The 25,244-nt window shown below is 37.4% G+C and carries 31 protein-coding genes; 20 read left to right on the top strand and 11 right to left on the bottom strand.

What is annotated here, in order from left to right:
• Nucleotides 1-364 precede the first annotated feature (364 nt).
• The 8 genes from C8K15_RS03805 to C8K15_RS03770 all read left to right on the top strand — a co-directional run bounded on the left by C8K15_RS03805 (nucleotide 365) and on the right by C8K15_RS03770 (nucleotide 7,103).
• Entirely contained in the window at nucleotides 365-1,225 is an 861-nt protein-coding gene (locus C8K15_RS03805) for a DUF72 domain-containing protein (protein WP_108585111.1), read from the top strand.
• On the top strand, nucleotides 1,225-2,049 hold the full coding sequence (locus tag C8K15_RS03800; RefSeq protein ID WP_108585110.1) for a sulfite exporter TauE/SafE family protein: 825 nt from the start codon (nucleotides 1,225-1,227) through the stop codon (nucleotides 2,047-2,049). Before C8K15_RS03805 ends, C8K15_RS03800 begins: the two co-directional genes overlap by 1 nt.
• A gap of 12 nt (nucleotides 2,050-2,061) precedes the next feature.
• Entirely contained in the window at nucleotides 2,062-3,426 is a 1,365-nt protein-coding gene (locus tag C8K15_RS03795) for a bifunctional metallophosphatase/5'-nucleotidase (RefSeq protein ID WP_108585109.1), read from the top strand.
• A 46-nt stretch (nucleotides 3,427-3,472) separates the two neighbouring features.
• Nucleotides 3,473-4,249: a sporulation protein YunB gene (gene yunB / locus C8K15_RS03790; RefSeq protein ID WP_108585108.1), complete on the top strand. Its 777-nt coding sequence runs from the start codon at nucleotides 3,473-3,475 to the stop codon at nucleotides 4,247-4,249.
• A 245-nt stretch (nucleotides 4,250-4,494) separates the two neighbouring features.
• Entirely contained in the window at nucleotides 4,495-5,418 is a 924-nt protein-coding gene (lipA, locus tag C8K15_RS03785; protein WP_108585107.1) for a lipoyl synthase, read from the top strand.
• Nucleotides 5,419-5,435: 17 nt separating this feature from the next.
• The gene (locus C8K15_RS03780) at nucleotides 5,436-5,789 is read left to right on the top strand and encodes a YutD family protein (protein WP_108585106.1); all 354 of its coding nucleotides are present in this window, start codon (nucleotides 5,436-5,438) and stop codon (nucleotides 5,787-5,789) included.
• Between the two features lie 103 nt (nucleotides 5,790-5,892).
• Nucleotides 5,893-6,345: a DUF86 domain-containing protein gene (locus C8K15_RS03775; RefSeq protein ID WP_108585105.1), complete on the top strand. Its 453-nt coding sequence runs from the start codon at nucleotides 5,893-5,895 to the stop codon at nucleotides 6,343-6,345.
• A complete protein-coding gene (locus C8K15_RS03770) occupies nucleotides 6,342-7,103 on the top strand; it encodes a TIGR01457 family HAD-type hydrolase (RefSeq protein WP_108585104.1) in 762 nt (253 codons plus the stop codon). Before C8K15_RS03775 ends, C8K15_RS03770 begins: the two co-directional genes overlap by 4 nt.
• Nucleotides 7,104-7,136: 33 nt before the next feature.
• On the opposite strand, the gene C8K15_RS03765 is transcribed toward C8K15_RS03770, so the two are convergent.
• Nucleotides 7,137-7,373, bottom strand: coding sequence for a YuzB family protein (locus tag C8K15_RS03765; protein ID WP_108585103.1), 237 nt, complete (start codon nucleotides 7,371-7,373; stop codon nucleotides 7,137-7,139).
• 141 nt (nucleotides 7,374-7,514) lie between these two features.
• Here C8K15_RS03765 and C8K15_RS03760 point away from each other — a divergent pair, with 141 nt between their 5' ends.
• Nucleotides 7,515-8,582: an NAD(P)/FAD-dependent oxidoreductase gene (locus tag C8K15_RS03760; RefSeq protein ID WP_108585102.1), complete on the top strand. Its 1,068-nt coding sequence runs from the start codon at nucleotides 7,515-7,517 to the stop codon at nucleotides 8,580-8,582.
• Between the two features lie 266 nt (nucleotides 8,583-8,848).
• Here C8K15_RS03760 and C8K15_RS03755 read toward each other — a convergent pair whose 3' ends face one another.
• On the bottom strand, nucleotides 8,849-9,181 hold the full coding sequence (locus C8K15_RS03755) for a YuzD family protein (protein ID WP_108585101.1): 333 nt from the start codon (nucleotides 9,179-9,181) through the stop codon (nucleotides 8,849-8,851).
• An 84-nt stretch (nucleotides 9,182-9,265) separates the two neighbouring features.
• Between C8K15_RS03755 and C8K15_RS03750 the strand changes: the two genes are divergently transcribed.
• From C8K15_RS03750 to C8K15_RS21130, 7 genes are all read left to right on the top strand, one after another.
• Nucleotides 9,266-9,499 carry a NifU family protein gene (locus C8K15_RS03750; RefSeq protein WP_090567122.1) on the top strand — a complete coding sequence of 78 codons (234 nt, stop codon included), beginning with the start codon at nucleotides 9,266-9,268 and terminating at the stop codon, nucleotides 9,497-9,499.
• Between the two features lie 198 nt (nucleotides 9,500-9,697).
• The gene (locus C8K15_RS03745) at nucleotides 9,698-10,060 is read left to right on the top strand and encodes a HesB/IscA family protein (RefSeq protein WP_108585100.1); all 363 of its coding nucleotides are present in this window, start codon (nucleotides 9,698-9,700) and stop codon (nucleotides 10,058-10,060) included.
• Nucleotides 10,061-10,274: 214 nt separating this feature from the next.
• Entirely contained in the window at nucleotides 10,275-11,489 is a 1,215-nt protein-coding gene (locus C8K15_RS03740) for an NAD(P)/FAD-dependent oxidoreductase (RefSeq protein WP_108585099.1), read from the top strand.
• Between the two features lie 131 nt (nucleotides 11,490-11,620).
• Complete coding sequence (locus tag C8K15_RS03735) at nucleotides 11,621-12,112, top strand: NUDIX domain-containing protein (RefSeq protein ID WP_108585098.1); 492 nt, start codon at nucleotides 11,621-11,623, stop codon at nucleotides 12,110-12,112.
• Nucleotides 12,113-12,254: 142 nt separating this feature from the next.
• The gene (locus C8K15_RS20185) at nucleotides 12,255-12,392 is read left to right on the top strand and encodes a YuiA family protein (RefSeq protein WP_158268252.1); all 138 of its coding nucleotides are present in this window, start codon (nucleotides 12,255-12,257) and stop codon (nucleotides 12,390-12,392) included.
• Between the two features lie 232 nt (nucleotides 12,393-12,624).
• Nucleotides 12,625-12,954, top strand: a complete 330-nt coding sequence (locus C8K15_RS03730) for a YuiB family protein (protein WP_108585097.1) — start codon at nucleotides 12,625-12,627, stop codon at nucleotides 12,952-12,954.
• 1,004 nt (nucleotides 12,955-13,958) lie between these two features.
• Nucleotides 13,959-14,087, top strand: coding sequence for a hypothetical protein (locus tag C8K15_RS21130; protein ID WP_255421024.1), 129 nt, complete (start codon nucleotides 13,959-13,961; stop codon nucleotides 14,085-14,087).
• 95 nt (nucleotides 14,088-14,182) lie between these two features.
• Here the strand turns inward: C8K15_RS21130 and C8K15_RS03720 are convergent, their stop codons facing one another.
• Entirely contained in the window at nucleotides 14,183-14,659 is a 477-nt protein-coding gene (locus tag C8K15_RS03720) for a divergent PAP2 family protein (RefSeq protein WP_108585095.1), read from the bottom strand.
• Nucleotides 14,660-14,844: 185 nt separating this feature from the next.
• Here C8K15_RS03720 and C8K15_RS03715 point away from each other — a divergent pair, with 185 nt between their 5' ends.
• Both C8K15_RS03715 and C8K15_RS03710 read left to right on the top strand, forming a co-directional pair.
• Nucleotides 14,845-16,356 carry a leucyl aminopeptidase gene (locus C8K15_RS03715; RefSeq protein WP_233260372.1) on the top strand — a complete coding sequence of 504 codons (1,512 nt, stop codon included), beginning with the start codon at nucleotides 14,845-14,847 and terminating at the stop codon, nucleotides 16,354-16,356.
• Nucleotides 16,357-16,530: 174 nt separating this feature from the next.
• Complete coding sequence (locus C8K15_RS03710; RefSeq protein WP_108585093.1) at nucleotides 16,531-16,800, top strand: hypothetical protein; 270 nt, start codon at nucleotides 16,531-16,533, stop codon at nucleotides 16,798-16,800.
• Between the two features lie 59 nt (nucleotides 16,801-16,859).
• Here C8K15_RS03710 and mnhG read toward each other — a convergent pair whose 3' ends face one another.
• The 8 genes from mnhG to C8K15_RS03670 form a co-directional block, all read right to left on the bottom strand.
• Nucleotides 16,860-17,225 (bottom strand): monovalent cation/H(+) antiporter subunit G, encoded by a 366-nt coding sequence (gene mnhG / locus C8K15_RS03705; RefSeq protein WP_108585092.1) that lies wholly within the window; start codon nucleotides 17,223-17,225, stop codon nucleotides 16,860-16,862.
• Nucleotides 17,212-17,496 carry a Na(+)/H(+) antiporter subunit F1 gene (locus tag C8K15_RS03700; RefSeq protein ID WP_108585091.1) on the bottom strand — a complete coding sequence of 95 codons (285 nt, stop codon included), beginning with the start codon at nucleotides 17,494-17,496 and terminating at the stop codon, nucleotides 17,212-17,214. Before C8K15_RS03700 ends, mnhG begins: the two co-directional genes overlap by 14 nt.
• Complete coding sequence (locus C8K15_RS03695; RefSeq protein WP_108585090.1) at nucleotides 17,496-17,972, bottom strand: Na+/H+ antiporter subunit E; 477 nt, start codon at nucleotides 17,970-17,972, stop codon at nucleotides 17,496-17,498. Before C8K15_RS03695 ends, C8K15_RS03700 begins: the two co-directional genes overlap by 1 nt.
• Nucleotide 17,973: 1 nt before the next feature.
• Nucleotides 17,974-19,458 carry a Na+/H+ antiporter subunit D gene (locus C8K15_RS03690; RefSeq protein ID WP_108585280.1) on the bottom strand — a complete coding sequence of 495 codons (1,485 nt, stop codon included), beginning with the start codon at nucleotides 19,456-19,458 and terminating at the stop codon, nucleotides 17,974-17,976.
• A complete protein-coding gene (locus C8K15_RS03685; RefSeq protein ID WP_108585089.1) occupies nucleotides 19,451-19,792 on the bottom strand; it encodes a Na(+)/H(+) antiporter subunit C in 342 nt (113 codons plus the stop codon). Before C8K15_RS03685 ends, C8K15_RS03690 begins: the two co-directional genes overlap by 8 nt.
• Complete coding sequence (locus C8K15_RS03680) at nucleotides 19,792-20,214, bottom strand: Na(+)/H(+) antiporter subunit B (RefSeq protein ID WP_108585088.1); 423 nt, start codon at nucleotides 20,212-20,214, stop codon at nucleotides 19,792-19,794. The genes C8K15_RS03685 and C8K15_RS03680 overlap by 1 nt, the downstream gene beginning before the upstream one ends.
• Nucleotides 20,204-22,621: a Na+/H+ antiporter subunit A gene (locus C8K15_RS03675; RefSeq protein ID WP_108585087.1), complete on the bottom strand. Its 2,418-nt coding sequence runs from the start codon at nucleotides 22,619-22,621 to the stop codon at nucleotides 20,204-20,206. Before C8K15_RS03675 ends, C8K15_RS03680 begins: the two co-directional genes overlap by 11 nt.
• A gap of 235 nt (nucleotides 22,622-22,856) precedes the next feature.
• Nucleotides 22,857-24,089, bottom strand: a complete 1,233-nt coding sequence (locus tag C8K15_RS03670) for an MFS transporter (RefSeq protein ID WP_108585086.1) — start codon at nucleotides 24,087-24,089, stop codon at nucleotides 22,857-22,859.
• A gap of 140 nt (nucleotides 24,090-24,229) precedes the next feature.
• Here C8K15_RS03670 and C8K15_RS03665 point away from each other — a divergent pair, with 140 nt between their 5' ends.
• The gene (locus C8K15_RS03665) at nucleotides 24,230-24,961 is read left to right on the top strand and encodes a peptidylprolyl isomerase (protein ID WP_233260371.1); all 732 of its coding nucleotides are present in this window, start codon (nucleotides 24,230-24,232) and stop codon (nucleotides 24,959-24,961) included.
• A gap of 17 nt (nucleotides 24,962-24,978) precedes the next feature.
• Complete coding sequence (locus C8K15_RS03660) at nucleotides 24,979-25,191, top strand: hypothetical protein (RefSeq protein WP_108585085.1); 213 nt, start codon at nucleotides 24,979-24,981, stop codon at nucleotides 25,189-25,191.
• Nucleotides 25,192-25,244 lie beyond the last annotated feature (53 nt).

Genomic DNA, 25,244 nt, shown 5'->3' with positions numbered 1-25,244 from the left:
AAACCAAAGTAACATAACTGTGAGCGACAGGTTTTTCGCCGCGATTGGCGGATGACGTAGTCACGAAGTCACAAGCCAACTCTTTGTTCTCTAGACCAAGGTGAAGCAGATAAAGCGTCAGGAGCAGACTGTAAACCTGTATGTATCTGTAAATATTATTAGGTTTTATTTCTAAACCTTTCAACTTCTTGTACTTGTATGAAAACCGCGAGAGTCTTTCACAGAAAAGAGGTAGGTGGTGATTGCCATATGACTTCCATCCGGGTTGTAAGGGAGCAGAGGACGTTACCAAGTCTTCAAGGCGAAGCGTGAAGCCCAATTTCTAATATGGTATGATAATGAAACAAATAGAGGGGGATGAAGGATGATTCATGTCGGTCTTACGGGATGGGGGGACCATCCAGATATCTATAGCACAGAATCGAAAAGTAGCGAAAAATTAGTAGATTACAGTGCTCATTTTCCAGTAGTTGAACTAGACGCAGCCTTTTATGCAATACAGCCAGAACGAAATATGCTTAAGTGGATTAGAGAAACACCAGACACTTTTCGCTTTGTCGTGAAAGCGTATCAAGGAATAACTGGACATCTCCGTGGTGAATCCCCTTTTAAATCAACTGAAGAAATGTTTACATTATATAAAGAGTCACTAGCACCTCTAGTCGAAGCAAATAAGTTAAGCATGGTGCTCGTTCAATTTCCTCCGTGGTTTGATTGTCAAAAAAAACATGTTGATTACATAAATGAAGTACGTGAACAGCTGCAAGACTTACCACTTGCTATCGAGTTCCGCCATCAATCTTGGTACTATCCAGAGTTTAAACAAAAAACACTTGACTATTTAACAAACAATCAGTGGATTCATTCTGTATGCGATGAACCGCAATCTGGAGAAGGTAGCATACCGCTCGTGGCTATTTCAACTAATAAAGACCATGTTTTACTAAGACTTCATGGGCGTAATGTTCATGGGTGGCGAAATCCAGGGAATGATCAAAAATGGCGAGAAGTTCGTTATTTATATGATTACAATATGAAGGAGTTAAGACAAATTGCGGACATTGTAAAATCTTTAGAAAAACAATCAAAACAAGTTACCGTGTTATTTAACAACAACTCTGGAGGACATGCAGCGAATAACGCCAAACAATTTATGCGGTTATTTGCTATACAATATGAAGGGCTTGCACCGAAGCAATTAGATATGTTTGAAGGAGAATGGTAATGGAATATTTATTATTGGCACTTGTTGGGCTGCTTTCTGGCATAGTTGGTGCATTAGTTGGCCTCGGAGGTGGCATTATTTTAGTGCCAGCAACTCTTTTTTTAGGAGGATCAATGGGGTTAATTCCAGGAATCACTCCACAAAATGTGGTAGGTCTCTCAGTCATCATGATGATTTTTACAGGCTTAGCATCGACTTTAACGTACATGAAAGCAAAAACGATTGATTATCGTAGTGGTCTCATTTTCTTTGTAGGGAGCATACCAGGTACTATTCTCGGAGCATGGGTGAATAAAGGATTAGATTTGCCATCATTTAATCTTTATTTTGGTATTTTATTAATTATCATATCAACACTATTATTGGTTCGAAATTATTTAAAGCCAGTTGAATGGTTTGTGAAAAATGGAACAAAAAAAACATTCACAGATGCACAAGGGCAACACTATGTTTATGGTTATCCCGTATGGTTTGCATTATTCTTAACGTTTGGTGTTGGATTTGCATCTGGATTGTTTGGAATTGGCGGGGGGTCCATTATTGTCCCAGCAATGATTTTATTGTTCTTATTCCCACCACACGTCGCCGTGGGTACATCAATGTTTATGGTGTTTTTATCAGCATTAGTCAATTCAGCTAGCCATATAACTTTAGGAAATGTTCCTTGGATGTATACAATTCCAGTCATTCCTGCTGCTTTTATCGGAGCGAAAATTGGGGCAACCATTAATCAACGAATAAAATCGGAAACATTAGTATTTGCTTTGCGTATAATCTTACTATTACTCGGTGTTCGTTCGATTTTAGCGGGACTGATGGGTTAAGGAGTTGGCCAAATGATTGAAACAATTCATTTTTATCATACCAATGATTTACATAGCCATTTTCAGCATTGGCCACGAATTCATGAACTCGTGACAACACGTAAAAAATGGCATGTTGAAGAAGGCGAGTCTAGTTTCACTTTAGATATTGGCGACCATATAGATCGTTCGCATATCTTCACTGAAGGAACTTTAGGTAAAGGGAATATCGACTTGTTAAATAAAGCAAAGTATGATGTTGTTACGATTGGAAATAACGAAGGAATCACTCTTTCACATAAAGAGCTGGCAGAACTTTACCTTCAAGCACAATTTGAAGTGGTCGTGGGGAATTTAATTGAGCCGAATGAGGACATTCCTAGTTGGTTATTGCCGACAACTATTTTGACAACGATTCATGGTACAAGAATAGGTGTAACAGCTCTTACTGCTGAATTCACATTGTTTTATAAACAATTGGGATGGCAAGTGACACCAGCATTCAAAGCTTTAGAAAAACAGATTGTGGATTTAAAAAAGCAGACAGATATAATCATATGTATGTCTCATTTAGGAATTCATTTAGACGAGGATATGGCAGAGCAATTTCCGGATATTGATATCATCTTTGGGGCACATACACATCATATTTTACATGAAGGAAAAGAGGTCAATAATTCTCTTTTAGCAGCTGCAGGTAAGTATGGCTATTATGTTGGACATGTGACCATTGAATTCGATTTACATGATAAAAAGATTGTGAAGAAACAGGCACTCCTTTATGATACGAATGAATTAAAAAAAGGTCCTCAGGAAGAAGAATTTTTGAATGGACTAGTTACAATAGGTACTGATCAATTAAAGAAAACTGCTTTTCACCAACCCCAGCTACTTCCAAAAGAATGGTTTAATGAATCTGCTTTATCTACATTTTTTGGGGAAGCTTTAACAACCTTTTGCCAAGCTGATTGTGCGTTATTTAATGCTGGATTGTTTTTATCAGATTTACCTGCAGGGTCCGTTACTCATTTTGATGTTCACAAAATGCTGCCGCACCCAATTAATCCGTGTGTAATTGAATTAACTGGACAAGAGTTAACAGATATTTATTTATTGTCTTTAAATGAAAGTTGGCCAAATTTAGAGCTAAAAGGATTAGGCTTTCGAGGTGCTGTGATGGGAAAAATGATAACTCATCAATTTACAGTTGTAGATCAGTCATTATTTATTCAGAATAAGATTATAGATCCGAAACAAACAGTTCGATTAGCGACACTTGATATGTTCACTTTTGGTTATTTTTATCCAACATTTAAAGACTTACGAAAAACTTATTATATGTCGGAATTCGTTCGAAATGTTCTCATCGAATATGGTCAAAAACACCAATTGTATTAGTCATAAATGAATCCTCCTTGTCGTAATATGACATAGGAGGATTTTTGTGCGACTACGTAAAGTAAATAAAAAGACCATTTATTGGAAAGGTAAAAACATCATACCCCTTTTATTTGTTGTTGTTGTTATTTCAGTTGGCTTAATGTTTTATCTCGTAAATGTCCGTTTAACTCCAATTTATTTACAATACGCAGAGGTTCAGTCAAATAAAATAGCTTCGCTCGTAGTTAGTAAAGCCATTAACTCTCGGACGGCAGATGTCATGGACGTAAATGATATCATTGAGGAAATACCAACTGAACAAGATAATAGGGTGACGACCAAGTTTAATACCGAAATTATTACCCGAGTTCAATCTGAAACGGTAACGCTAGTGCAAACACATTTGGAGCAAGCCGAAGAAGGTAATCTAGACAATTTACCTTACTTAGATGATATCGAATATGATCCAACTGCTATGGAAGATAACGGAGGTATAGTATTTTTTGTTCCTCTTGGTCAAGCAACGAATATCCCGCTTCTTGGAAATTTAGGTCCAAAAATTCCAATTCGCTTCCATGTTATTGGAAATGTAAAGTCGGACATAATATATGACTTCCGTGAATTTGGCATTAATAACGCAATGGTAGAAGTTAGTATTGTGTTAAAAGTTAATGTACAAGTAATCGTACCACTCGCTACAAAAATTACGACAATTGAACAGAAAATTCCTGTCGCTTTAGGTGTAATCTCTGGTCCAGTACCTCAAATTTATACAAAAGGTGGAGGTGGAGCTCAACCTTCAATAGAAGTTCCGCTTCAACCTCAAACTCCACCTGAATAAGCTCTTGCAGAAAGGTGATTTTGGTATTGTTATAATTTTGGACGTTTAGTAGGCAGTATTATATGTGCGATTATCAAAACTGTAGAGCATAGCTACAACTGAAATCAGATAAAAAGCGTCTCTTCGCAGAGGCGCTTTTCTTTGTTTATCATGTCTGAGGAGGTTGTGAGACGTGGTCGAATATGGTACATTGTCAACAGTGAGTAGATACCATACATAGTCTGAAAAGGATGAGGTGGACGTACATGACAACGAAACAAACACATATTCGCAAGCCTGCTTGGTTAAAGATTAAGTTAAATACGAACGACAATTACAAAGGTCTAAAAAAAATAATGCGTGAAAATAATCTGAATACGGTTTGTGAAGAAGCGAAATGCCCAAATATTCATGAATGTTGGGGAACTCGACGTACAGCAACATTTATGATTCTTGGTGCAATTTGTACTAGAGCATGTCGTTTTTGTGCAGTTAAAACAGGATTACCGAATGAACTTGATTTAGGAGAACCTGAACGCGTTGCTGACTCTGTCGTATTAATGAATCTAAAACACGTTGTAGTAACAGCTGTTGCACGTGACGATTTAAAAGATGGTGGTGCAGCAGTATTTGCTGAAACTGTTCGTGCAATTCGTCGTAAAAACCCCTTCACAACCATCGAAGTGCTTCCTTCTGATATGGGTGGAATCGAAGAAAATATTCAAATGTTAATGGATGCAAAACCAGACATTTTAAATCACAATATTGAAACCGTTCGTCGTTTAACACCAAGAGTACGAGCACGTGCCAAGTACGATCGGTCTCTTGAACTTTTACGTCGTTCTAAAGAAATGCAACCTGACATTCCTACAAAATCTTCCTTAATGGTCGGACTCGGTGAAACAAAAGAAGAAATTATAGAAGTTATGGATGATTTACGTGCAAACAATGTGGATATAATGACAATTGGTCAATACTTGCAACCTTCGAAAAAGCATATAACGGTCCAAAAGTATTATTCGCCACTCGAGTTTGGGGAACTGCGTAAAATTGCCATGTCAAAAGGATTTAACCATTGCGAAGCAGGTCCATTAGTACGTAGTAGTTACCATGCGGACGAGCAAGTAAATGCTGCTGCAAAAGAAAAACAGCGCCTTGGGGACGAGCAATTAGCTCTTACAACTAGTTGATGGAGAGTGAATAATTAATGATTACAATCGATCGCTGGGATTATGAGATACTTACAGATCACCGGGAAGCGTTACAAGAAGAAGTGGTTCAAGAACGTTATAGTGAAATCTTGAATAAGTACGATTATATTCTAGGTGACTGGGGTTATGGACAACTTCGTTTAAAAGGTTTTTTTGATGATAAAAATCAAAAAGCAACATACGATACAAAGGTAAGTACATTACAAGATTATCTATATGAATACTGTAATTTTGGTTGTGCCTATTTTATTCTTAAAAAAATTGGTCCAGCAAAACCTGTTGAAATACCGATTGAAACTGTAGAAATTCAAGAACAAGACAACCTCGATTTAGATGTTCAGTCATCTTAATCGAGGTTTTTGCTTTGTTCAGAAATCATTCAATTTCAATCAATTATGTTAGTATAGAAGAATAATGAAAAGTAATATAAAACCCATAAAGCGAGGGATACGTATGTATTTTGTAGATCGTAACAAAATAAGTTTAGCATTAACTTATATGAAATCCATTGTGCTATTAATTGAAAAATCACCAAACTTAACTTCAAGCGAACTAGATAAACTTGCACTTGAACGCATAGCACAAAATATTATTGAATCCATCATTGATGTTGGAAATTCAATGATAGATGGCTTTATTATGCGCGATCCAGGTAGCTATGATGATATTATCGATATTTTAACTGATGAAAAAGTTATAACTGCTGACATGGATGCACCATTAAAAGAGGTGATCGCTCTACGAAAAATGCTTGTTAGAGATTTCCTGAGTGTAGATCATCAACAAATCGCTTCTGTTCTACAAAATCATTTAGAGGTATTAAAAATATTCCCTGGACATATTGAAATCTACTTAACACATGAACTAGGACCAGTATCCGCATTTTCACCTTTGGAGCAAAGATGAAAACATACAAAGCGTATTGTATAGATTTAGATGGCACAGTATATCGGGGAAAAGAACCTATCTTAGAAACTGTTCAATTTGTGCATCACTTGCAACAACAGGGTATTGAGCCCTTTTTTGTGACGAACAATGCTTCTCAGACTCCTGATCAAGTGCAGTCAAAACTAAACGCTTTAGGAATAAATGCAAAGCGAAGTCACATCATGACATCAGCGATGGCAGCTGCTAAATACATTGGAATGAATTATCCAAATGTTTCAGTTTCAATGATAGGGGAAAAGGGACTTCGTGAAGCTCTTCAAGAAAACGGTGTAAAAATTGTTGAATCTTCACAAGATGTATTTGTAATGGGGATTGATCGAAATATTAACTTCGAAAAACTTGCACAAGCGTGTTTGGATATTCGAAAAGGCGCAGTGTTTATTTCGACGAATAGTGATAGAGCATTTCCAAATGAAAGAGGATTCATGCCTGGCAATGGAGCATTCACAGCATTAGTACAAACCTCTACTGGCGTTGATCCTATATTTATTGGAAAACCACAAGGATTGATGCTTGAGATTATTCAACATGAACATCAGTTTGCAAAAGAAGATATGGTGATGATTGGGGACAATTACGATACCGATATTTTAGCGGGGATTGGTTTTGGAATTGATACCATTCATGTAAACACAGGCGTAACATCAACAGAAGAAGTCTTAACAAAATTCTCTCTACCCACTATGACACTTGAGAATTTACTCGAATGTATATAAAAAAAGGAGTTGCACGAAAGCAACTCCTTACTTTTAAAAAAGTGGATTTTCATCTATATACTCATAAATCTTCTTCGTCAGTTCATCTGGAGAATCTGCTTGTACAACATCACCATTTACAACTGCAAAAAAAGCTTCTGCACATTTGGTACAATAACTCAAACAACCATACTCCAGAACGTCTAAGTTAGGATCGCGTTCTAGTACTTCAAATGTTTTTTGTGATCCATTTGCCAAATTACTGACACAAAATTCTACCATAGGATTCACGTTCTTCACCTCGCTACATCGATATGCTACTCTTTTTTTTAATATTCGTCAATGCGTGTGACTTATTGTGAAACATCTCACAATGATTTATACTAACTACGTAGAGAAAGACTGTATATAAAATGCTCAAGGGAGATTTTTATGAAAAATTTAGTATTGCTAGGTGGCGGATACGGTAACATGCGAGTGTTGCTTCGTTTATTGCCAAATAATTTACCAGAAGATATACAAATTACTTTAGTCGATCGCACACCATTTCATAGTTTGAAAACAGAGTTTTATGCATTAGCAGCCGGTACGGTGCCTGATCAAGAAGTTCGTGTTTCGTATCCAGAACATGAACAATTAAAAATGGTTTTTGGAGAAGTTATTGAAATTAACCGCGAAGAGAAAGTGGTAGTGCTTTCCGATGAAACTACAATCCCCTATGATGATGTTGTAATCGGATTAGGTTGTGAAGATAAGTACCACGATGTTCCCGGTGCCTCTGAATTCACGTATAGCATACAGACAATTGGGCGTTCTCGTGAAACCTTTAATAAATTGTGTGGATTGCCATCAGGTTCAGTTGTAGGAATAGTTGGAGCGGGGTTAAGTGGAATTGAACTTGCGAGTGAATTACGCGAATCACGTCCTGATTTAGGTATCAAATTGTTTGACCGCAGTCCTCGTATATTACGTGATTTTCCTGAACGCTTAAGTAATTTCGTGAAGAAGTGGTTTGATAAACACAACGTAGAAGTTGTAAGCAATTCAAATATTACAAAAGTAGAACCAAAAATATTACACAACCATGAAGAGACAATTGCTGTAGATGCAGTAGTATGGACAGCTGGCATTCAACCAGTCGCACCTGTTCGAAATATTGGTTCTGAGACAGATTCAATAGGTCGTGTCGTATTATCTCAATACCATAACTTACCCGAAGATGAACATGTCTATGTTGTGGGTGATTGTGCAGCATTGCCTTATTCACCAAGTGCACAAGTAGCTGAAGAACAAGCAGAACAAATTGTTCAAGTGCTACAAGCACGTTGGAGAGGCAAAGAACTTCCTGAACAAATGCCGGAAATCAAGCTAAAAGGATTCTTAGGTTCTTTAGGGAAAAAGCAAGGATTTGCATACTTAGCAGACCGCACAGTTACAGGTCGTATCGCTAGGTTAATGAAGTCTGGTGTATTGTGGATGTACAAGTGGCATAACGGTTGATGAATAGAAGAAGACCTAGAAGCGAACCATAACTTCTAGGTCTTCTTTTTCTGCATGTAAAAGTTTTTCGAGCGACACCTTCGAAGTTGGAGACTTAGGATATCCGACCATTCACTTGGGGTTTTCGATCATTCAACCTGGGTTTCCGACCACTCGCGTAACGTTTCTACCCATTCGCTTGGACAAAGACATCATTCCTCCTGTGAAAAACCAGTCTCTGTTTTAGGTGGCTTGTAGCTCATTTCTAAAGTCGAGCTTCGCTTTTCTTATGAAGGGCTACTCGTAAAACCATTTTTCTCAAGTTCTGCAAAAACTGGGTTAAGTTGAATGTTTCCTTCTCCAACCACTTCTCCTTCAATCAAGACAAGTGGGTAAAAGAATTCGTCATCTAATACTCGATTGGCAATGTCTTGTTGGCGTTCATTATCAATTGGCTTCTGAATATCAATATAAGTTATTTTATACAATTGATTTGGGTATTTGCGATCAATAGCTGCTTGCAACCATTCATAGGTATCCTTAGAGGTAGGTGCATTAACACAACTAGCGCACGCAATTTCAGCCCCGAAAATTTCAATTGAAAGTGTCTTTTTTTCCATGGTTATTTTTCTCCTTTAGTATTAACTGATGGATTTTTTTCTCTCTTCACATTATAATAATTATAAGGAAAGGAGTCGAAACAAATGACTGATACAATGAACGAGCAAGTACAAGAAGTACTAGATAAATTACGCCCATTCTTACTAAGAGACGGTGGAGACTGTGAGCTTGTTGATATCGAAGATGGAATCGTCAAACTTCGTCTTCTTGGCGCATGCGGAAGTTGCCCAAGTTCTACTATTACACTAAAAGCAGGTATTGAACGTGCACTCTTGGAAGAAGTCCCTGGTGTCGTAGAAGTAGAACAAGTATTTTAATTTGAAAACTTTAGCGTAGCTGGAGTTGTTATTTCTAATTTTTGAAAACGGAGCCTATATAGGGCTCCTTTTCTTTTAGATGTATTACTTTTAATTATACCGAATAAAATATAGAAAAGAATGACGATTTAAAGGTGTTGTTCTTGTATGTAACATCTTTTAATTGTTATCATAGAAGATAGAAGGAAGGTGTAACGGATGACGCAAATTGTCGAATTATCAGAAGCTGCAGCTTACCAAGTAAAAGAAATGATGATCCATAACGATGAACAAGGTGCATTTTTAAGAGTAGCTGTTCACGGTGGAGGATGTAGTGGTTTATCGTATGGTATGGGATTTGAACGTGAGAAAAATGAGTCCGATACAATTTTAGAACAACATGGATTAACAATTCTAGTTTCAAATGAAGATAAAGCTATTATCAACGGTACTGTTATCGACTATAAACAATCCTTGATGGGTGGCGGTTTTACGATTGAGAACCCCAATGCTATAGCATCTTGTGGTTGTGGATCTTCATTTACAACGGCAACAAAAAAAGGAACTCCAGAAAATTGTTAAGGCCGATTCATATTCGGTCTTTTTTTCTGTAAATTCAAACCTTTTGCACTTGACAAGTATGTATTGAAATCAACAATTAAAAGGTCTATTATAGAGTATAGTACGTTTGTCGAAATATAGACAAATTCGCTTTAGTTTTTGTGAAGTAGAGATACTTCTTTTTTCTTTGACTAAAGAAAAGCATATAAATCAAACAAAGGTGGTTTCGATCTTCGTGAAAAGACCGACAATATTAGTATTAGGCGCCGGATATGGCGGTTTAGCAACAGTAGTCAACTTACAAAAAAACATCGGAATAGACGTTGCAGACATTACTTTAATTAACCAAAATGATTATCACTATGAATCAACTTGGTTACATGAAGCTTCAGCGGGTACACTACGTCCAGATCAAGTACGCTATGATATCGCAGATGTAATTAAAGCTGATAAAGTAAAATTTGTGAAAGCATCTGTTGAAGGCATCGACATCGCTGGTAAACAAGTTTCAACTAATAACGGTGTATTTTCTTATGATTACTTAGTTATCGGTCTTGGATTCGAAGGCGAAACTTTTGGTATTCCTGGTCTAGACAAATACGCTTTATCAATTGCAAATGTTAAAGCAGCTCGTCAAATCCGTGAACATATCGAATATCAATTCGCTACATGGTCAATGGAAGATGTGAAGGACGATAGCCGTTTAACAATCGTTGTTGGTGGGGCTGGTTTCACAGGTATTGAATTCTTAGGTGAATTAGGTAACCGAGTTCCTGAACTTTGCAAAGAATTTGATGTACCTCAAGAAAAAGTACGTGTACTATGTGTTGAAGCTGCTCCAATGGTATTGCCAGGATTCGATCCAGAATTGGTTGAATACGCAGTGGGTCATCTACAAGCAAAAGGAATCGAATTCTCAATTGGTACTCCAGTAGTAGAAGCGACTCCTGAAGGCGTTAAAATCAAAAAAGGTGAAGACGTGTTTGAATTTATCAAAGCTGGAACAGTTGTTTGGGCTGCAGGAGTTCGCGGAAACCGTTTAATCGAACAAACAGGCATTGAAAATATGCGTGCTCGTGTTAAAGTTGAAAAAGATATGCGTGCTCCAGGTCACAATGATGTATTTATCGTTGGTGACTGTGCATTGATGATTAATGAAGAAGTAAATCGTCCTTACCCACCAACTGCACAAATTGCTATGCAACAAGGTGTAACAGTAGCGAAAAACTTAATTTCTTTAATCAAAGGTGAAGAAACTGAAGAATTCGTACCTGATTTAAAAGGTAGCGTATGTTCACTTGGTGAACATGATGCAATCGGTGTAGTTTTCGGTAAAAAAATTACAGGCGCAAAAGCATCATTTATGAAAAAAGTAATTGATAACCGTTCTCTTTTCATGATTGGCGGTCCTTCACTAGTTGTGAAAAAAGGTAAATTCAACGTTCTTTAATAGAAAATTTTATTCTCCCATCTGGATTCTTCAGATGGGAGTTTTTTGGTTCTACTATGAAAACCTATATTAATTGACCATACTTAATCTTAAGTAAAATAGTGCTTTAGGAAAAAAGGATGATAAGCTAAATGGCAAAAGAAAAGAGAAGTAACGTGTGGTTAGGCGTAGCTGGTCTAGTAATTAATCATCTTGGTGAGTGGCTAGTCGTAAAAAAACGCTATGGGGGACTTGATGGGAAATGGTCATTTCCAGCTGGTTTTGTTGAGCCAGGAGAAACGGTAGATCAAGCAGTCGTCCGTGAAGTACAGGAAGAAACAGGAATCGAAACACTCGTTCAAGGTCTAATTGGTTTTCGAACAGGTGTGATAAAGGCTGAGGTTAGTGACAATATGGTAATTTTTATTTGTCGCATGACTCATCAGGAGCAATTACTTGTCCCACAATTAAAAGAAGTATATGAAGTATGTTGGATGGATCCTGTCGCTTTAAGTCAAGATCCGAACATTTCTGTCATGATTCTTGAAATGGCCCAAAAAACATTAGGCTCAGGTCTCCAAGTAATTGAAGGTATCAATCCAGGGGATATCTTTGGCTATACAAGCTATAAATTGTTTTTCTGAAAGATAGCGAATTCAAGAGAAAGATCAAGATAATTCGAGTAAAAGCCTAATGTATTCGTTTACATTAAGGCTTTTATTAGTTTACAGAAAATTTTGCGTATGTTATATTATCTGAATATTAAGAATAAAAAGGGGCGGTCACATGACAACTAATAATAAAGATGTAAAAACGAATGAATGTCCATATTGTAAAGGAAATGGATATTTCCAATTGCGTCTAGGTGGATCAGAAACATGCACTTGTTGTTCAGGGTCAGGAAGAAAGAAAAGTGTAGTATGAGAAATCTTCTCTTCGGGTAAGTAGCCGAGGAGGCTTTTTTTTTATGTATTATGATTGATGAATAAACCATATAGGTTGAGATAGAAAAATGAAAGTCCCTGAATATAGTTTAGCTAGAGAAAGGTTTAATCAATTCGTAATTGTTACATATAATTGAACAACGCACATCTACATTGAAAGGAAGTTACCAATCATGTAAACTGTTGAAAGGAAGCATGGAGGGAAGAATTCAATGGACGGGAATTTTACACTTGTAACAGTGATGTTATCAGTATTAATATTTTTAGTAATGTTTTTTGGGATCGGCTTTTTGCTGAACATGCTACTTCGCATGACTTGGTTAATGGCTATTGTCTATCCTATAGTGGTAATTTTAATTATTGACGAAGTAGATTTCTTTGATTATTTTACATCGCCAGTGATGGCATTTCAGTCACTTGGAGCAAAATTAATGGCACTTCATTTTGCAGATGTTTTAGTATTATCAAGTGGTTTAGTTGGTGCAATCATTGCGGGGATAGTTATTAAAATGTTGCGTAAAAATGGCTATCAAATGTTTTAATATAAGGTTCCGTAAAACTAAAATGTTTTTTTACTGCACATTTGCGCTTGCCGCAAATGTGCTCTTTTTTTTTATTAAATATCGACAGCATTATTAATAATCTTTTTTATTGTCTCTGTTAAATTATGTTGTCGTCTATCGTACATTTGCGCTAGCCGCACGTTCCGCATGAGCCAACAAGTATGAAAAGCACATACTTGTGGGTCTCATTCTTCACGCTCTTGCGCCATGCTAGGCGCAACTGAACTCTTTCGTTTGTTTTTAATATTAATTTTTTAAGATAGCTTTTCAATAGGCTCAATTAAATTGTGTTTAGAGCCGATTCATTTTTTTTATAAAATGCTAAGTTAAAACTATTCTGTCGTCTATCGTACATTTGCGCTAGCCGCACGTTCCGAATGAGCCAACAAGTATGAAAAGCACATACTTGTTGGCTCATTCTTCACGCTCTTGCGGCATGCTAGGCGCAAATGTCCTCTTTCGTTTGTTCTTAATATAAACAGCATTCTTAAACTTACCCAAAATGAAAAAAGCAGGAAGAGGCCGAAATAGCATCTTCGGCAGAACATCTACTTAAAGAAACCTTCTATTCTGTAGTAAACCGAACGCTCCTAACTATTAACGTCCAGGTTGTAAGGGAGCGAAGGATGCACATACGCAGCAAGATGATCTAAAAAAAGAGAGATGGGCGAGTGACGCAGTCACAAGCCCACTTCTTTAATCTCTAGACCAAGATGCAGCAAAAGGTGTGTCCAAAGCGGACTGAAAACCTTTTTGCCCACGTTTATTTTTCCTTTAAGAAAGTGTCACTTCTAACTATAAAAGTAGTCTTAGAAATAAAAAAGCAGGAAGAGGCCGAAATATCATCTTCGGCCGAACATCTACTTAAAGAAGCCTTCTATTCTGTAGTAAACCAAACCAAAATCACTGTGTGCTTCCAGGTTGCATGGGAGCGAAGGATGCACGCCCGCCGCAGGGTAATCTACCAAAAGAGAGGTGGGCGAGTGACGCAGTCACAAGCCCCTCCTCTTTGTTCACTAGATTATTGTGCAGCAGGTAAAGCGTCAGAAGCGAACTGGAAACCTGTCAGACACTGTGAATGGAATCAAGGTATCGGTATGCAGTTGTGGTGATATTTCTTAAATTGAATTTTAATAAGATGTTTTGAAAATAAAGGATCTGTTAGCCTAAAAAAGCAGTGGAGCTCAGAAATGAGCTTCACTGCTTTTTAGATGAAAAATACATAAATGATAATCGAAATGAAAATTCCTGTTAAAGCTCCCATAAAGACTTCACTTGGTTTATGCCCAAGAAGTGTTTTAAGTTCTTCGATTTTTTCTTCATTTTTTTTATTTGCCCAATCTTTTGATTGATTCACGAATAATTGAAAATCAACACGCATTTGGTTAATCATTATTGCCTGTTGGCCTGCTTGGAATCGAACGCCAGATGCATCGAACATGACAATAATTGAAAAGATTGCAGATACAGCGAATAATGGGGAACCAAGTCCCGTTTCAAACGCAATGGCTGTTGTAAGAGCCGTAACCGCGGCTGAGTGAGAACTCGGCATACCACCTGTAGAAGTGAAGAGTTTCCAATCAATTTTCTTCGTTACCAGATAAGTTATGGGTATTTTGACGAATTGTGCAAATAAAATGCCAAATAATGCAGCAAGGAGTGGAATATTAGTTAAAATGTCCATAAGCTGTCCACCCTTTCATGTTCGAAAATCAAAAATGAATGTATATCCAAGCTTTCTACGATTATATTTAGTATACCACAGCTATCCTCTTTAAAATCGTTGTAACAGTTGAATTTGGATAATTCGAAAAGCGTAAGAATTTCGTATATAATAGAATACGAATGTATATAGATGGAGGGGTTTTTGTGAAAATAGCAGTTGCAGGAGTAAATTTTAACGAAATTCAAGCAGAAGTTTTAATCGTTGGGACGTATAAACATCCTGAAAACACAACAAATTGGTCAGAGTTTGTATCATTTTACGGTACTTCACTTGAAAAGTGGTTGAAAGCTGGGGATGTGTCAACTAATCGCAAGATACTGACAAAATTACCGACACTTCAAGAAGGTAAACTGAAACGCGTTTTCTTTGTTGGGCTTGGTGATCGAAAGACGTTAAATCAAGACGACCTACGTGGTATTTTTGGAACGGTTGGAAAAGAACTCGTGGCTTCAAAAACGACCAATGTTACAATTTGGTTAGATTCGTTTACGAATGAAGATATTGAAATTGATGATGCATCGTATCTTGCCGCTGAAGGAATCAGCATGGGATTGTACCAAGTACCCAATTATAAAACATCTTCAAACGCTACTGACACGTATCTTGATACCGTCGAATTGCTAACTAATTCTGATAATCAAGAAATTCAAGCATACTTCGAAGTAGGACAAGTGTACGGAGAATCTGTGAATGAAGCACGTACTTTAGTTAATATGCCATCTAACGTTTTAACAGCTACAAAAATGGCAGAGTACGCAAAGGAACTAGCTGAGAAGTATGATTTTGAATATGAGGAATTAGGAAAATCCCAAATGGAAGAGCTAGGAATGGGCGCGATTTTAGCAGTTAATCAAGGATCGACAGAAGAACCAAGACTGATCGTCATGAAATATCGCGCTAACGATGATTGGACCGATGTAGTTGGCTTAGTAGGAAAAGGTGTCACTTATGACACTGGAGGCTACTCAATCAAGCCTAAGGACGGTTTAGTGGGTATGAAGGGTGATATGGGTGGTGCGGCTGCAGTATTGGGTGCAATGCGCATTGTTGGTGAAACTCAACCAAACAAAAATGTTATGGCGGTTATTGCATCAACTGATAATATGATTTCAGGAAATGCATTTAAACCAGATGATGTTATTACTTCGTTAAGCGGCAAAACGATTGAAATTCTGAATACAGATGCAGAAGGACGACTCGTCTTAGCTGATGCTGTAACTTACGCAAAACAACAAGGCGCGAACTACATTGTCGATGTAGCTACATTAACAGGTGGTGTTATTGTAGCACTTGGTAAGGATAAAACTGGAGCTCTTACAAACAATGAAACATTCTTTGAAACTTTCTTAGAGGCTTCTGTAGAAACTGGCGAGTTTGTTTGGCGTTTACCGTTAACAGAAAGTGATAAAAAGCGAATTCGTAAGAGTGATGTGGCCGACTTAAATAACTCACCAGGTCGCGACGGTCATATGATTTTCGGTGGTGGTTTTGTAGGTGAATTTGTTGACAATACTCCTTGGATTCATTTAGATATTGCTGGTACTTCTGATGCAAGCGCTGCTCATGATTTGGGTCCAAAAGGTGGGACTGGTGCGATGGTCCGTTCTCTGGCAACACTTATTGAAAGAATGAGCTTAGAAGAAACTGAAAAGTGAAGAAGCTCACTCCACTCCCGTAAATTGTAGCAGGTTGATGTAGACCGTCTCCCTTGGTGGAACAATTGAATCGGAGGGGCGATCTGGGATTCGGAAATAGACAAACCGAGTAGGCTTTGTGCATATGTCATACCTCCTTTTTTTCATACGTTATGGAAGAGAGGAGGAGAGACAATGGTCAATCGATTTCATGGAAGAGGTTTTGGAGGAGGCTTTGGAAGAGGATTTGGAAGAGGATTTGGAGGGCTCGGCTTTTTTGGAGGTCCTTTTTTAGGTGGTTTAGCGGGTAGTTTACTCGGTTCAACTTTATCTGGAGGTTATGGCGGTTATGGCGGTTATGGCGGTTATGGCGGTTATGGCGGTTATCAACCGTATCCATATTCTTATTGTCCGTATCCATATCCTTATTGTCAGTATCCGTATTACGGAGGTTATCCATACTGAGGCTTCGAAATTTAAAAAACACTTTTGCTTTTCACCTAAATGAGAAAAGCAAAAGTGTTTTATTTTTGTTCATCTAATTTTTTTCTTTCTGCTATCACCGGTGCGAGTTCGTCTTTAACCGACTGATCCCACATCTTCACTCCTGATAAATATGCTGACCGCCCAATAACGTGGCCTCCAACAGGTCCTGTAATAAATAAAAATACAATCCCTAGAATAATGCGTGTATTAACAATCCCTTCGATTAACCAAAAATGAAGAAACACTCCAAGTAAGATAAACATGACACCGAGAGTGGCACTTTTAGATGCAGCATGTGTACGACAATAAATATCTGGTAACCGAATTAATCCGATTGCCGTCACTAGTATGAAAATAACACCTAAACTGACAGTTACACCAATGAGAATATTAGCTAAGATCATTGTCACGTTGGATTATCTCCCCTTTCTCTAAAAACTTAGAGAACGCTACAGTGCCAATAAACGCAAGTATCGCGAGTAGCAAAATAATATCTAAGAAAAAGCTTGTGTCGGCTAAAATGGAGATTAAACCAATCATAGCTATGAGTGCCACGCCTAATGAATCAAGCGCAACAACCCGGTCAGGTACAGAAGGGCCAATAATTAACCTGTAGATAAATGCCACCATGGAAAGGCTTATCAAAATTACCATGACCCAATAAAATAACATCATTAGCGGCTCACCTCCTGAATGGCTTTTTCAAATGTATTCTTAATTGAATTAATAGCGTCGTCAGCGTCACCATAATCTATCGCGTGAATGTATAACGTTTTTGAATCTTCCGATACATCAATTACGAGTGTACCAGGCGTCAACGTGATGAGATTCGATAACAAGGTGATTTCCCAATCCTTTTCAAGGACAGTAGGTAGAGCAAAAATGGCTGGTTTTATCGGCATTTTTGGTTGAACAATTAAAAGTAACACTTGAATATTAGCCAGGATTAACTCTTTGAAAAACAACAGAATTAATTTAATGACTGCCCATACACGATTCATATAGAAACGTCCTGGAAAAAACCCTTTGGTTATCCACAACATCATAGCGCCTAATAAAAACCCTACAACAAATGTAGAAGCGTTAAAGGAAACAGTCAAAAACATCCATAAAAAAGCAATAAAGAAGTTTAGCATAATTTGAAAGGACATTTTATGAACCTCCTAAAACAGCTTGTATATATTGTGAAGGATTTATCATTACATTTGCCGCATCATTCATATAAGGGACAAGCCACTCGGAACCAACACCATACAGTACACTTATTCCAACTAAAACTAGTGCTGGAGTAAATAAGCCACGATAATGTTTCTTCGTTAACAGAGTGATTTCAACAGGCTCACCCCAAAAAGCATAGATGAAGATCCGCATGACTGAAAGTAATACAACTAAACTTGAAGCTAATATAAATATAGATCCCCATAAATTCTCGGCTTCAAAGCCACCTTGAACGATAAGTAACTTTCCAACGAATCCGCTTAATGGAGGTATACCCGCTAAACCAAAAGCAGCTATTAAATAGGTCCATCCAAGCATAGGATAAGATCTTATCAATCCACCCATTTTTCGTAAATCAGATGTACCTGTAATTGCAATAATCACGCCAATTAACAAGAATAATGCACCTTTAATCAAAATATCATGGATTAAATAAAACACAGATCCCATTAGTGACGCTTCATTCATTTGAGAAGCACCAAATAGAATCACACCAACAGCGATGATGATATTGTAAATGATGATTTTCTTTACATCGAAGTATGCTAACGCACCTATACAACCTGCAACAATGGTCAGGATAGAAAGAATCATCAACAATTCGTGTGTGAAACTTTGATCGAGAGTGAAAAATAATGTATATGTACGCATGATGGCGTAAACGCCAACTTTAGTAAGTAACGCACCGAATAAGGCCAATACAGGAATTGGTGGAGCGGCATAGGAACTTGGTAACCAGAAGAATAGAGGGAAGATGGCTCCCTTTAAACCAAATACCAGTAAAAACAATACTGCAATAACGGTAATGATTCCAGGTTGATTAATTTGAGCAATTTTCACTGAAATATCCGCCATATTTAGTGTTCCAACAACTGAATACAAATAGGCAACAGTTATAACAAATAAGGCTGATGAGATAACATTTACAAGAATATATTTGATCGATTCCCGTAATTGTACTTTCTCGCCACCGAGAACAATTAATAAGTAAGAAGACATCAACAATACTTCAAAGAAAACGAACATGTTAAATATATCACCAGTTGTAAAGGCACCATTCACGCCTGTTAACATAAACAAAATACCTGGATAGTAAAAGAAAGATTCACGAGCTTTTCCAATAGATGAAAAACTGTACCATACAACAAAGATGGCAATTACTGTGGAAGAAAGAACAAGTAAAATGGAAAGCATATCAGATACCATTGATATACCAAAGGGCGCAGGCCAGCTACCGAGTGTAATGGCTTGAATACCATCCGTTTTGACTTTATATAATAATGTAACTGATGCGATTAAAGTTGAGCCAAGTGCTAATAAAGCACCTACTCTTTGTGCATAAATTTTCTTTGGAAATAACATCAAAATCATGGCAAAGAAAAAGGGTATTATGATGGGGAACAAAAGCAAATTAGTCATCATCTTCAGTTCCTCTCATTAAATTCATATTATCTGTACCTAGCTCTTGATAAGAGCGATAAGCGAGTACTAGGAAAAATGCTGTAACACCAAAGCTAATAACAATTGCCGTTAAGATTAGTGCCTGTGGTAACGGATCAGCGTAATCTGTTACGCCGGGTGACACAACAGGAGGTGAGGAACCATCTAATCCACCCATTGTTAATATGAGTAAATGCGCACCGTGACTAAGTAACCCAGTGCCGATAATAATTCGAAGTAAGCTTTTTGAAAGCATTAAATAAACCGCGGCCATAAAAAGAAAGCCAATGACAAAACACATGACAATTTCCATTAATCATCAGCTCCAATCGATTGAATAATGGTCATCGTTACACCTACGACAACTAAGTACACTCCTGTATCAAATAACATAGCAGTATGTAGAGACTGTTTGCCTAATAAAGGAAGATCAAAATAATCAAATGCATGTGTGAAAAAAGGAACATTAAAGATAATAGAGCCAGCAGCAGTAGCTAAAGCTACTAACAAACCTATTGCTGTCATAACCGTGTAATTTATCGGCAATGCAGTTGAAACGGTTTTGATATCATAAGCAAGCAGTAATAGGACGATCCCACTCGCAGTCAACAAACCTCCAACGAATCCACCACCTGGCGCATAGTGGCCAGCAAAGAAAATATGAATCGAAAAGAGAATAATAATGAAAAATATGAGCTTCGTTGTTGTCTGTAAGATCACATCATTAGTTTTCATTTCGATTCACCTCTTTCTTTGTAGTTAATCGAAGCTTAATCATACCGATAATTCCTAAAGAGGCAATTGCAAGTACCGCAATTTCAAACAAAGTATCAAAACCACGATAATCCACTAAAATAACGTTAACGATATTTCCTCCACCAGCTTCGGTATAGACTGTTTCCTCATAATAAGATGAAATAGAAGGAACCAGTTTTTGTGAATGGGCAGAGAGAGCAACGATTGTAACTGTTACACCTACTCCAAACGCGACTAATGCATTGCCCAAACGGAATTTCATACGGTTTTCATGACGATTAAGTTTTGGTAAGTGATAAAAAGCCAGTAAGAACAGAGCGACAGATACGGTTTCAATAACTAGTTGTGTTAATGCTAAATCAGGTGCATTGAAGATAACAAAGAATAAAGCGACCGTGTAACCAACTGCCCCTAATGCAATAATCGAAGTTAATCGAGACTTAGCAAGCAAAATGGTCACCGTTCCAGCAACTAACACAAGTGCAATAATCAGTTCATAAAATCGTATCGGTGAAATCATGGCGAAGCTCATATCGAAAGCATTCTGGATAAAAACTGTACTGATAGTTAAGAGAATAATCCCTGTAAACATATACACTAAATACGAACGCATATAACCGCTCATATAAAGTCTAGATAAACGGTTTGTCCCAACTTCACTTAAAAACATCAAGCAGTCGTAAAGGCGATTCAGTGAAAAGCCTTCAGGGAATTTACTGTACAAAGGTTGCCACTTAGATAAAGTGAGATATAACAAGTATCCAAGAACAATAATCCCGACGGTCATCCAAAGTTCAGGAGTAAGACCATGCCACGCAGAAACGTGAATTTTGATATCACTAGTCGAAGTATAAAGGAAAGGTTGAATCGCCATGACCGCAGGTTTAACCAAAGCATCTCCAATTATATTGGGAATGAAGAATATAGCTACGACAAGGGAACCTAATATTGCAGGAGAAATGAGCATACCAATGGGTGCTTCATGCGCTTGTTTTGGCAATAATTCTGGTTTGTGTTTTCCTGTAAATGTCCGGAAAACAAAGTAGAAACTATAAACAAACGTAAAGACACTCGCTATCCATGCAATTATCGGGAACAAAATGCCCCAAGTATCAAATGCAAAAAGATCAAATTCAGAAATTGACCGCATGCCAGTTAAGAACATCTCTTTACTTAAGAATCCGTTAAAAGGAGGGAGACCTGCCATTGAAAAGCTCCCGATAAGAGCAATGGTAAAAGTAATCGGCATTAAACTCATGAGGCCGCCTAGTTTACGAATATCACGGGTACCTGTTTCGTGATCGATAATCCCGGCAATCATGAACAAACATCCTTTAAACGTTGCATGATTCACTAAATGGAAAATGGCCGCAAATGCTGCGTATTTGAAAATGGAATTATCCTCAACACCTGTGTGGAATGAAATTGCTCCAGCACCAAGTAAAGACATAATTAATCCAAGTTGACTTACGGTTGAAAATGCTAAAATGCCTTTTAGGTCGGTTTGTTTCAAGGCAAAGAAGGATCCCCAGAATAAAGTAAGTAAACCGATTCCAGTTACTAACCAAATCCAATATTCTGAACTAGCATAAAGGGGAGTGAAGCGTGCCACCAGATACAATCCTGCTTTAACCATAGTCGCAGAATGTAAGTACGCGCTCACAGGTGTAGGCGCTTCCATCGCATCCGGAAGCCAAATGTAGAATGGGAACTGGGCAGACTTTGTGAAAGCTCCTAATAACACAAGTACAAGTGACCAAACAAACCACTTATGATTAGCAAGCTCTGGTGCTAGTGCGATTAATTCTCTAATTGAATAAGTGTCACCCATTATAGAAAGTAGTACAAATCCACCGAGCATCATAAGTCCACCAAAGACAGTTATCATCATCGATTTTAACGCGCCGAAGCGTGAACGATCCCGCTTATACCAATAACCTATTAATAAAAACGAGGAAATTGAAGTTAACTCCCAAAAGAAATACAAACTTATCAAATGATCAGATTGAACAACTCCGAGCATCGCTGTCATGAACAGCAATAAATACACGTAAAAATTATGTAATTGCTCACGAGTTTTATCTAAGTAGAATATAGAATATAGAACCACAAGTGACCCGATTCCGGTGATAAGAAGAGAGAATAATAAACTCAATCCATCTATGTACGATATAAATGAAATGTCTAGCGAAGGAATCCAATCAAATGAAGAACTATGTGCTTCCCCCTTTTGAACCATTGGTAACAAGGTCGTGTAAAGTCCAAATAATACAACGGGTACAACAAGGACAAACCAGCCAGTGTGAATTCCACTAACTTTTTTATACAAAAAAGGAATCACAAGTGCAACAATCATTGGGATGAAAATAAAATAAACAAATGACAAGTTAATCCTCCTTCTTCGAAAAACTACAAATTCATAATCAATAATGCAATTATAGCTTACATATGGAGTGATTGCATGGGATACTCTTTACAGTAAAGGTAGAAACGACCTATCTTTATCCGTCTTAATAAATAGGAAGAGACCATTCATATTTCGTGGAATTAATTTTGAAAATTTCTTCTTCAATATAAAAAAGCGCTTCTCAATGAGGAGAAACGCTTTTTAAAATTAAATATTATGCTTGTTGATGTGCTTCTTCATTTAGTAGCACTTTTTCAAAATCTTGCTCTGGTTTTTTACGTGTTAAAGTTAACACCACATAAGAGATTAAGAATAACGCACCAGTAACGAAGAATACCGAAGAAATACCAATATAGCCACTGACAATACCACCGAACATGGGGCCTATGATGTTCCCTAAGAAACGGAAGCTCGTGTTATAACCCATCATTTCTCCCTGTATTTCGATAGGTGATTCTCGTCTTATCAAGGCGGTTGTAACAGGAACTAACCCACCAACCGCGATTCCGAATAATAATCGTAAGCCTATTAACTGCCAAAGCTCGGTTACAAAAGCTTGTGGAATGATAAATAGGAAAGCAAGTATGAGTAATGCACTTAACACTTTCTCATATCCAATAGAATCACCTAGCTGTCCCCATTTTCTCGCAAACAATAAGTTTCCAACACCAGCTGCACTAAATGTAATACCGGCAAGCAAAGCCACTTGAGAAGAGTCGGTTAAATTAGAAACATAGAGAGAGAGCAGTGGTTGAATACTAAAGTTCCCAATTTGAATCAAAGCGGTAATAATCATCACATGAAATACGAGTCTGTGGTGAATAATTCCTGATAAAACCGTTTTCCGAGAATACACATGTGCATTCGGGGCAGGTATTCTTTTCGTCTCTCTAATACCAATCATAACCAGTAAAGCAGCGATTGCGATTACCACTGAAGTGATGACAAAGGTATATTGAAAACCGAATGAATCAGCGAGCAAGCCCCCTAACACTGGTCCGAATAATGTACCCGAAACACTACCCATTTGAAGAGTACCAAGCGTTTTACCTGCAACTTCTTTTGCTGTTTGTGAACTAATAAATGCAAGAGAAGTCGGTATAAACCCGGTGACTACACCCATAAATAGTCGTAAAAAGAAGAAAGCTTCAACCGAGTGAACAAAGCCCATTAACAAAATACTTATTGAAATACCGAATCCAGTAATTATTAGTATTGGTTTATAGCCAAAGCGATCTGCGATACGTCCCCAGATGGGAGACATAAGGAATGCAGAAACGAATGTGATACCGAACACAAGACCTGACCATTTCTGTACATAAGCGTCCGAAAATTCACCCATGGTATCTATATAAAGTGACAAAAAAGGCATAATCATCGTTGCCGTTCCTGCAACTAAAAAGTTTGAAATCCATATGATATAAAAATTTCTTTTCTTTCTATCCAAAAAATCCCTTCTTTCATTTTCAGCAATAAAGTGCCTCTAATTATTCATTATAAAACATTTCGTCTTACGAAGGAAGTAAAGAGACTTAATTACTGAAAATATAAGCTAAATATGATAGACTATTTTAGGGTGAAATGAACATGGAAAAACGAGGATGGCTGTTATTAATTAGTATAATTGTCCTTTTATCAGGATGCGGCACTAAAGAAAGTGTCGATGTAGAGAAGGCAGAAAAGCCGAGTGAAGAAACAAAACAAACTGCAACTAAGGGAGAGAGCGCTATGTATCCACAATTATCAAAAGAAGTTGCTTCAAACGAAGCTTTAGTCGTAATGAATACAACTATGGGAGCTATTAAAATCAAACTATTCCCAGAGGTTGCTCCAAAAACTGTAGAAAACTTTATTACACACGCTGAAAACGGGTACTACGATGGTATTATTTTCCACCGCATTATCAAAGATTTCATGATTCAAGGTGGAGATCCTACTGGAACTGGTATGGGCGGAGAAAGCATTTACGGAAAAACATTTGCTGACGAATTCTCTGATAAAGCATTTAACTTACGCGGTGCACTATCAATGGCTAATGCTGGACCTGGAACAAATGGTAGCCAATTCTTTATCGTTCAAGCAAATCGTGTAGATTCTAGCATGTTAAGCCAAATGAAAAAAGCTGGATACCCAGAAGAAATTATTGAAGCATATACTACAAATGGTGGGACACCTTGGTTAGATAACAAACACACAGTATTTGGGCAAGTTATCGAAGGATTAGAAGTTGTTGACAAAATGACAACAGTTAAGCGAAACGGTAGCGATAAACCTCTTGAAGACATTAAGATTGAATCTATCGAAATTCTTCAAAAATAAGTAAGGAAGTGTTCAACTTGAACGCATGGATAGTTAACTTTCTGTATTTTCCAGAAGATAAATCTGCCTATATTCCTGCTGCATTTCAATTCTTGATTTTTGCCATTCTTTGCGTCTTGGCTTTTCGTTGGATCGTCAAAATTTCCAAAAAGCAAGAAGTGAAAACTAAGGAATTAGAAGAACGTATTCTACGTGAACGCCAATTGGAAAAACAAAAAGATCAATATTAAATTGAAAAAGGCTTAACCAATTACAAATGGTTAAGCCTTTTTCTTATGTTAAA

It is taken from the genome of Paenisporosarcina sp. OV554 (assembly GCF_003058165.1).
Taxonomy (GTDB): domain Bacteria; phylum Bacillota; class Bacilli; order Bacillales_A; family Planococcaceae; genus Paenisporosarcina.
This window is presented reverse-complemented; position numbering and strand designations above follow the sequence as displayed.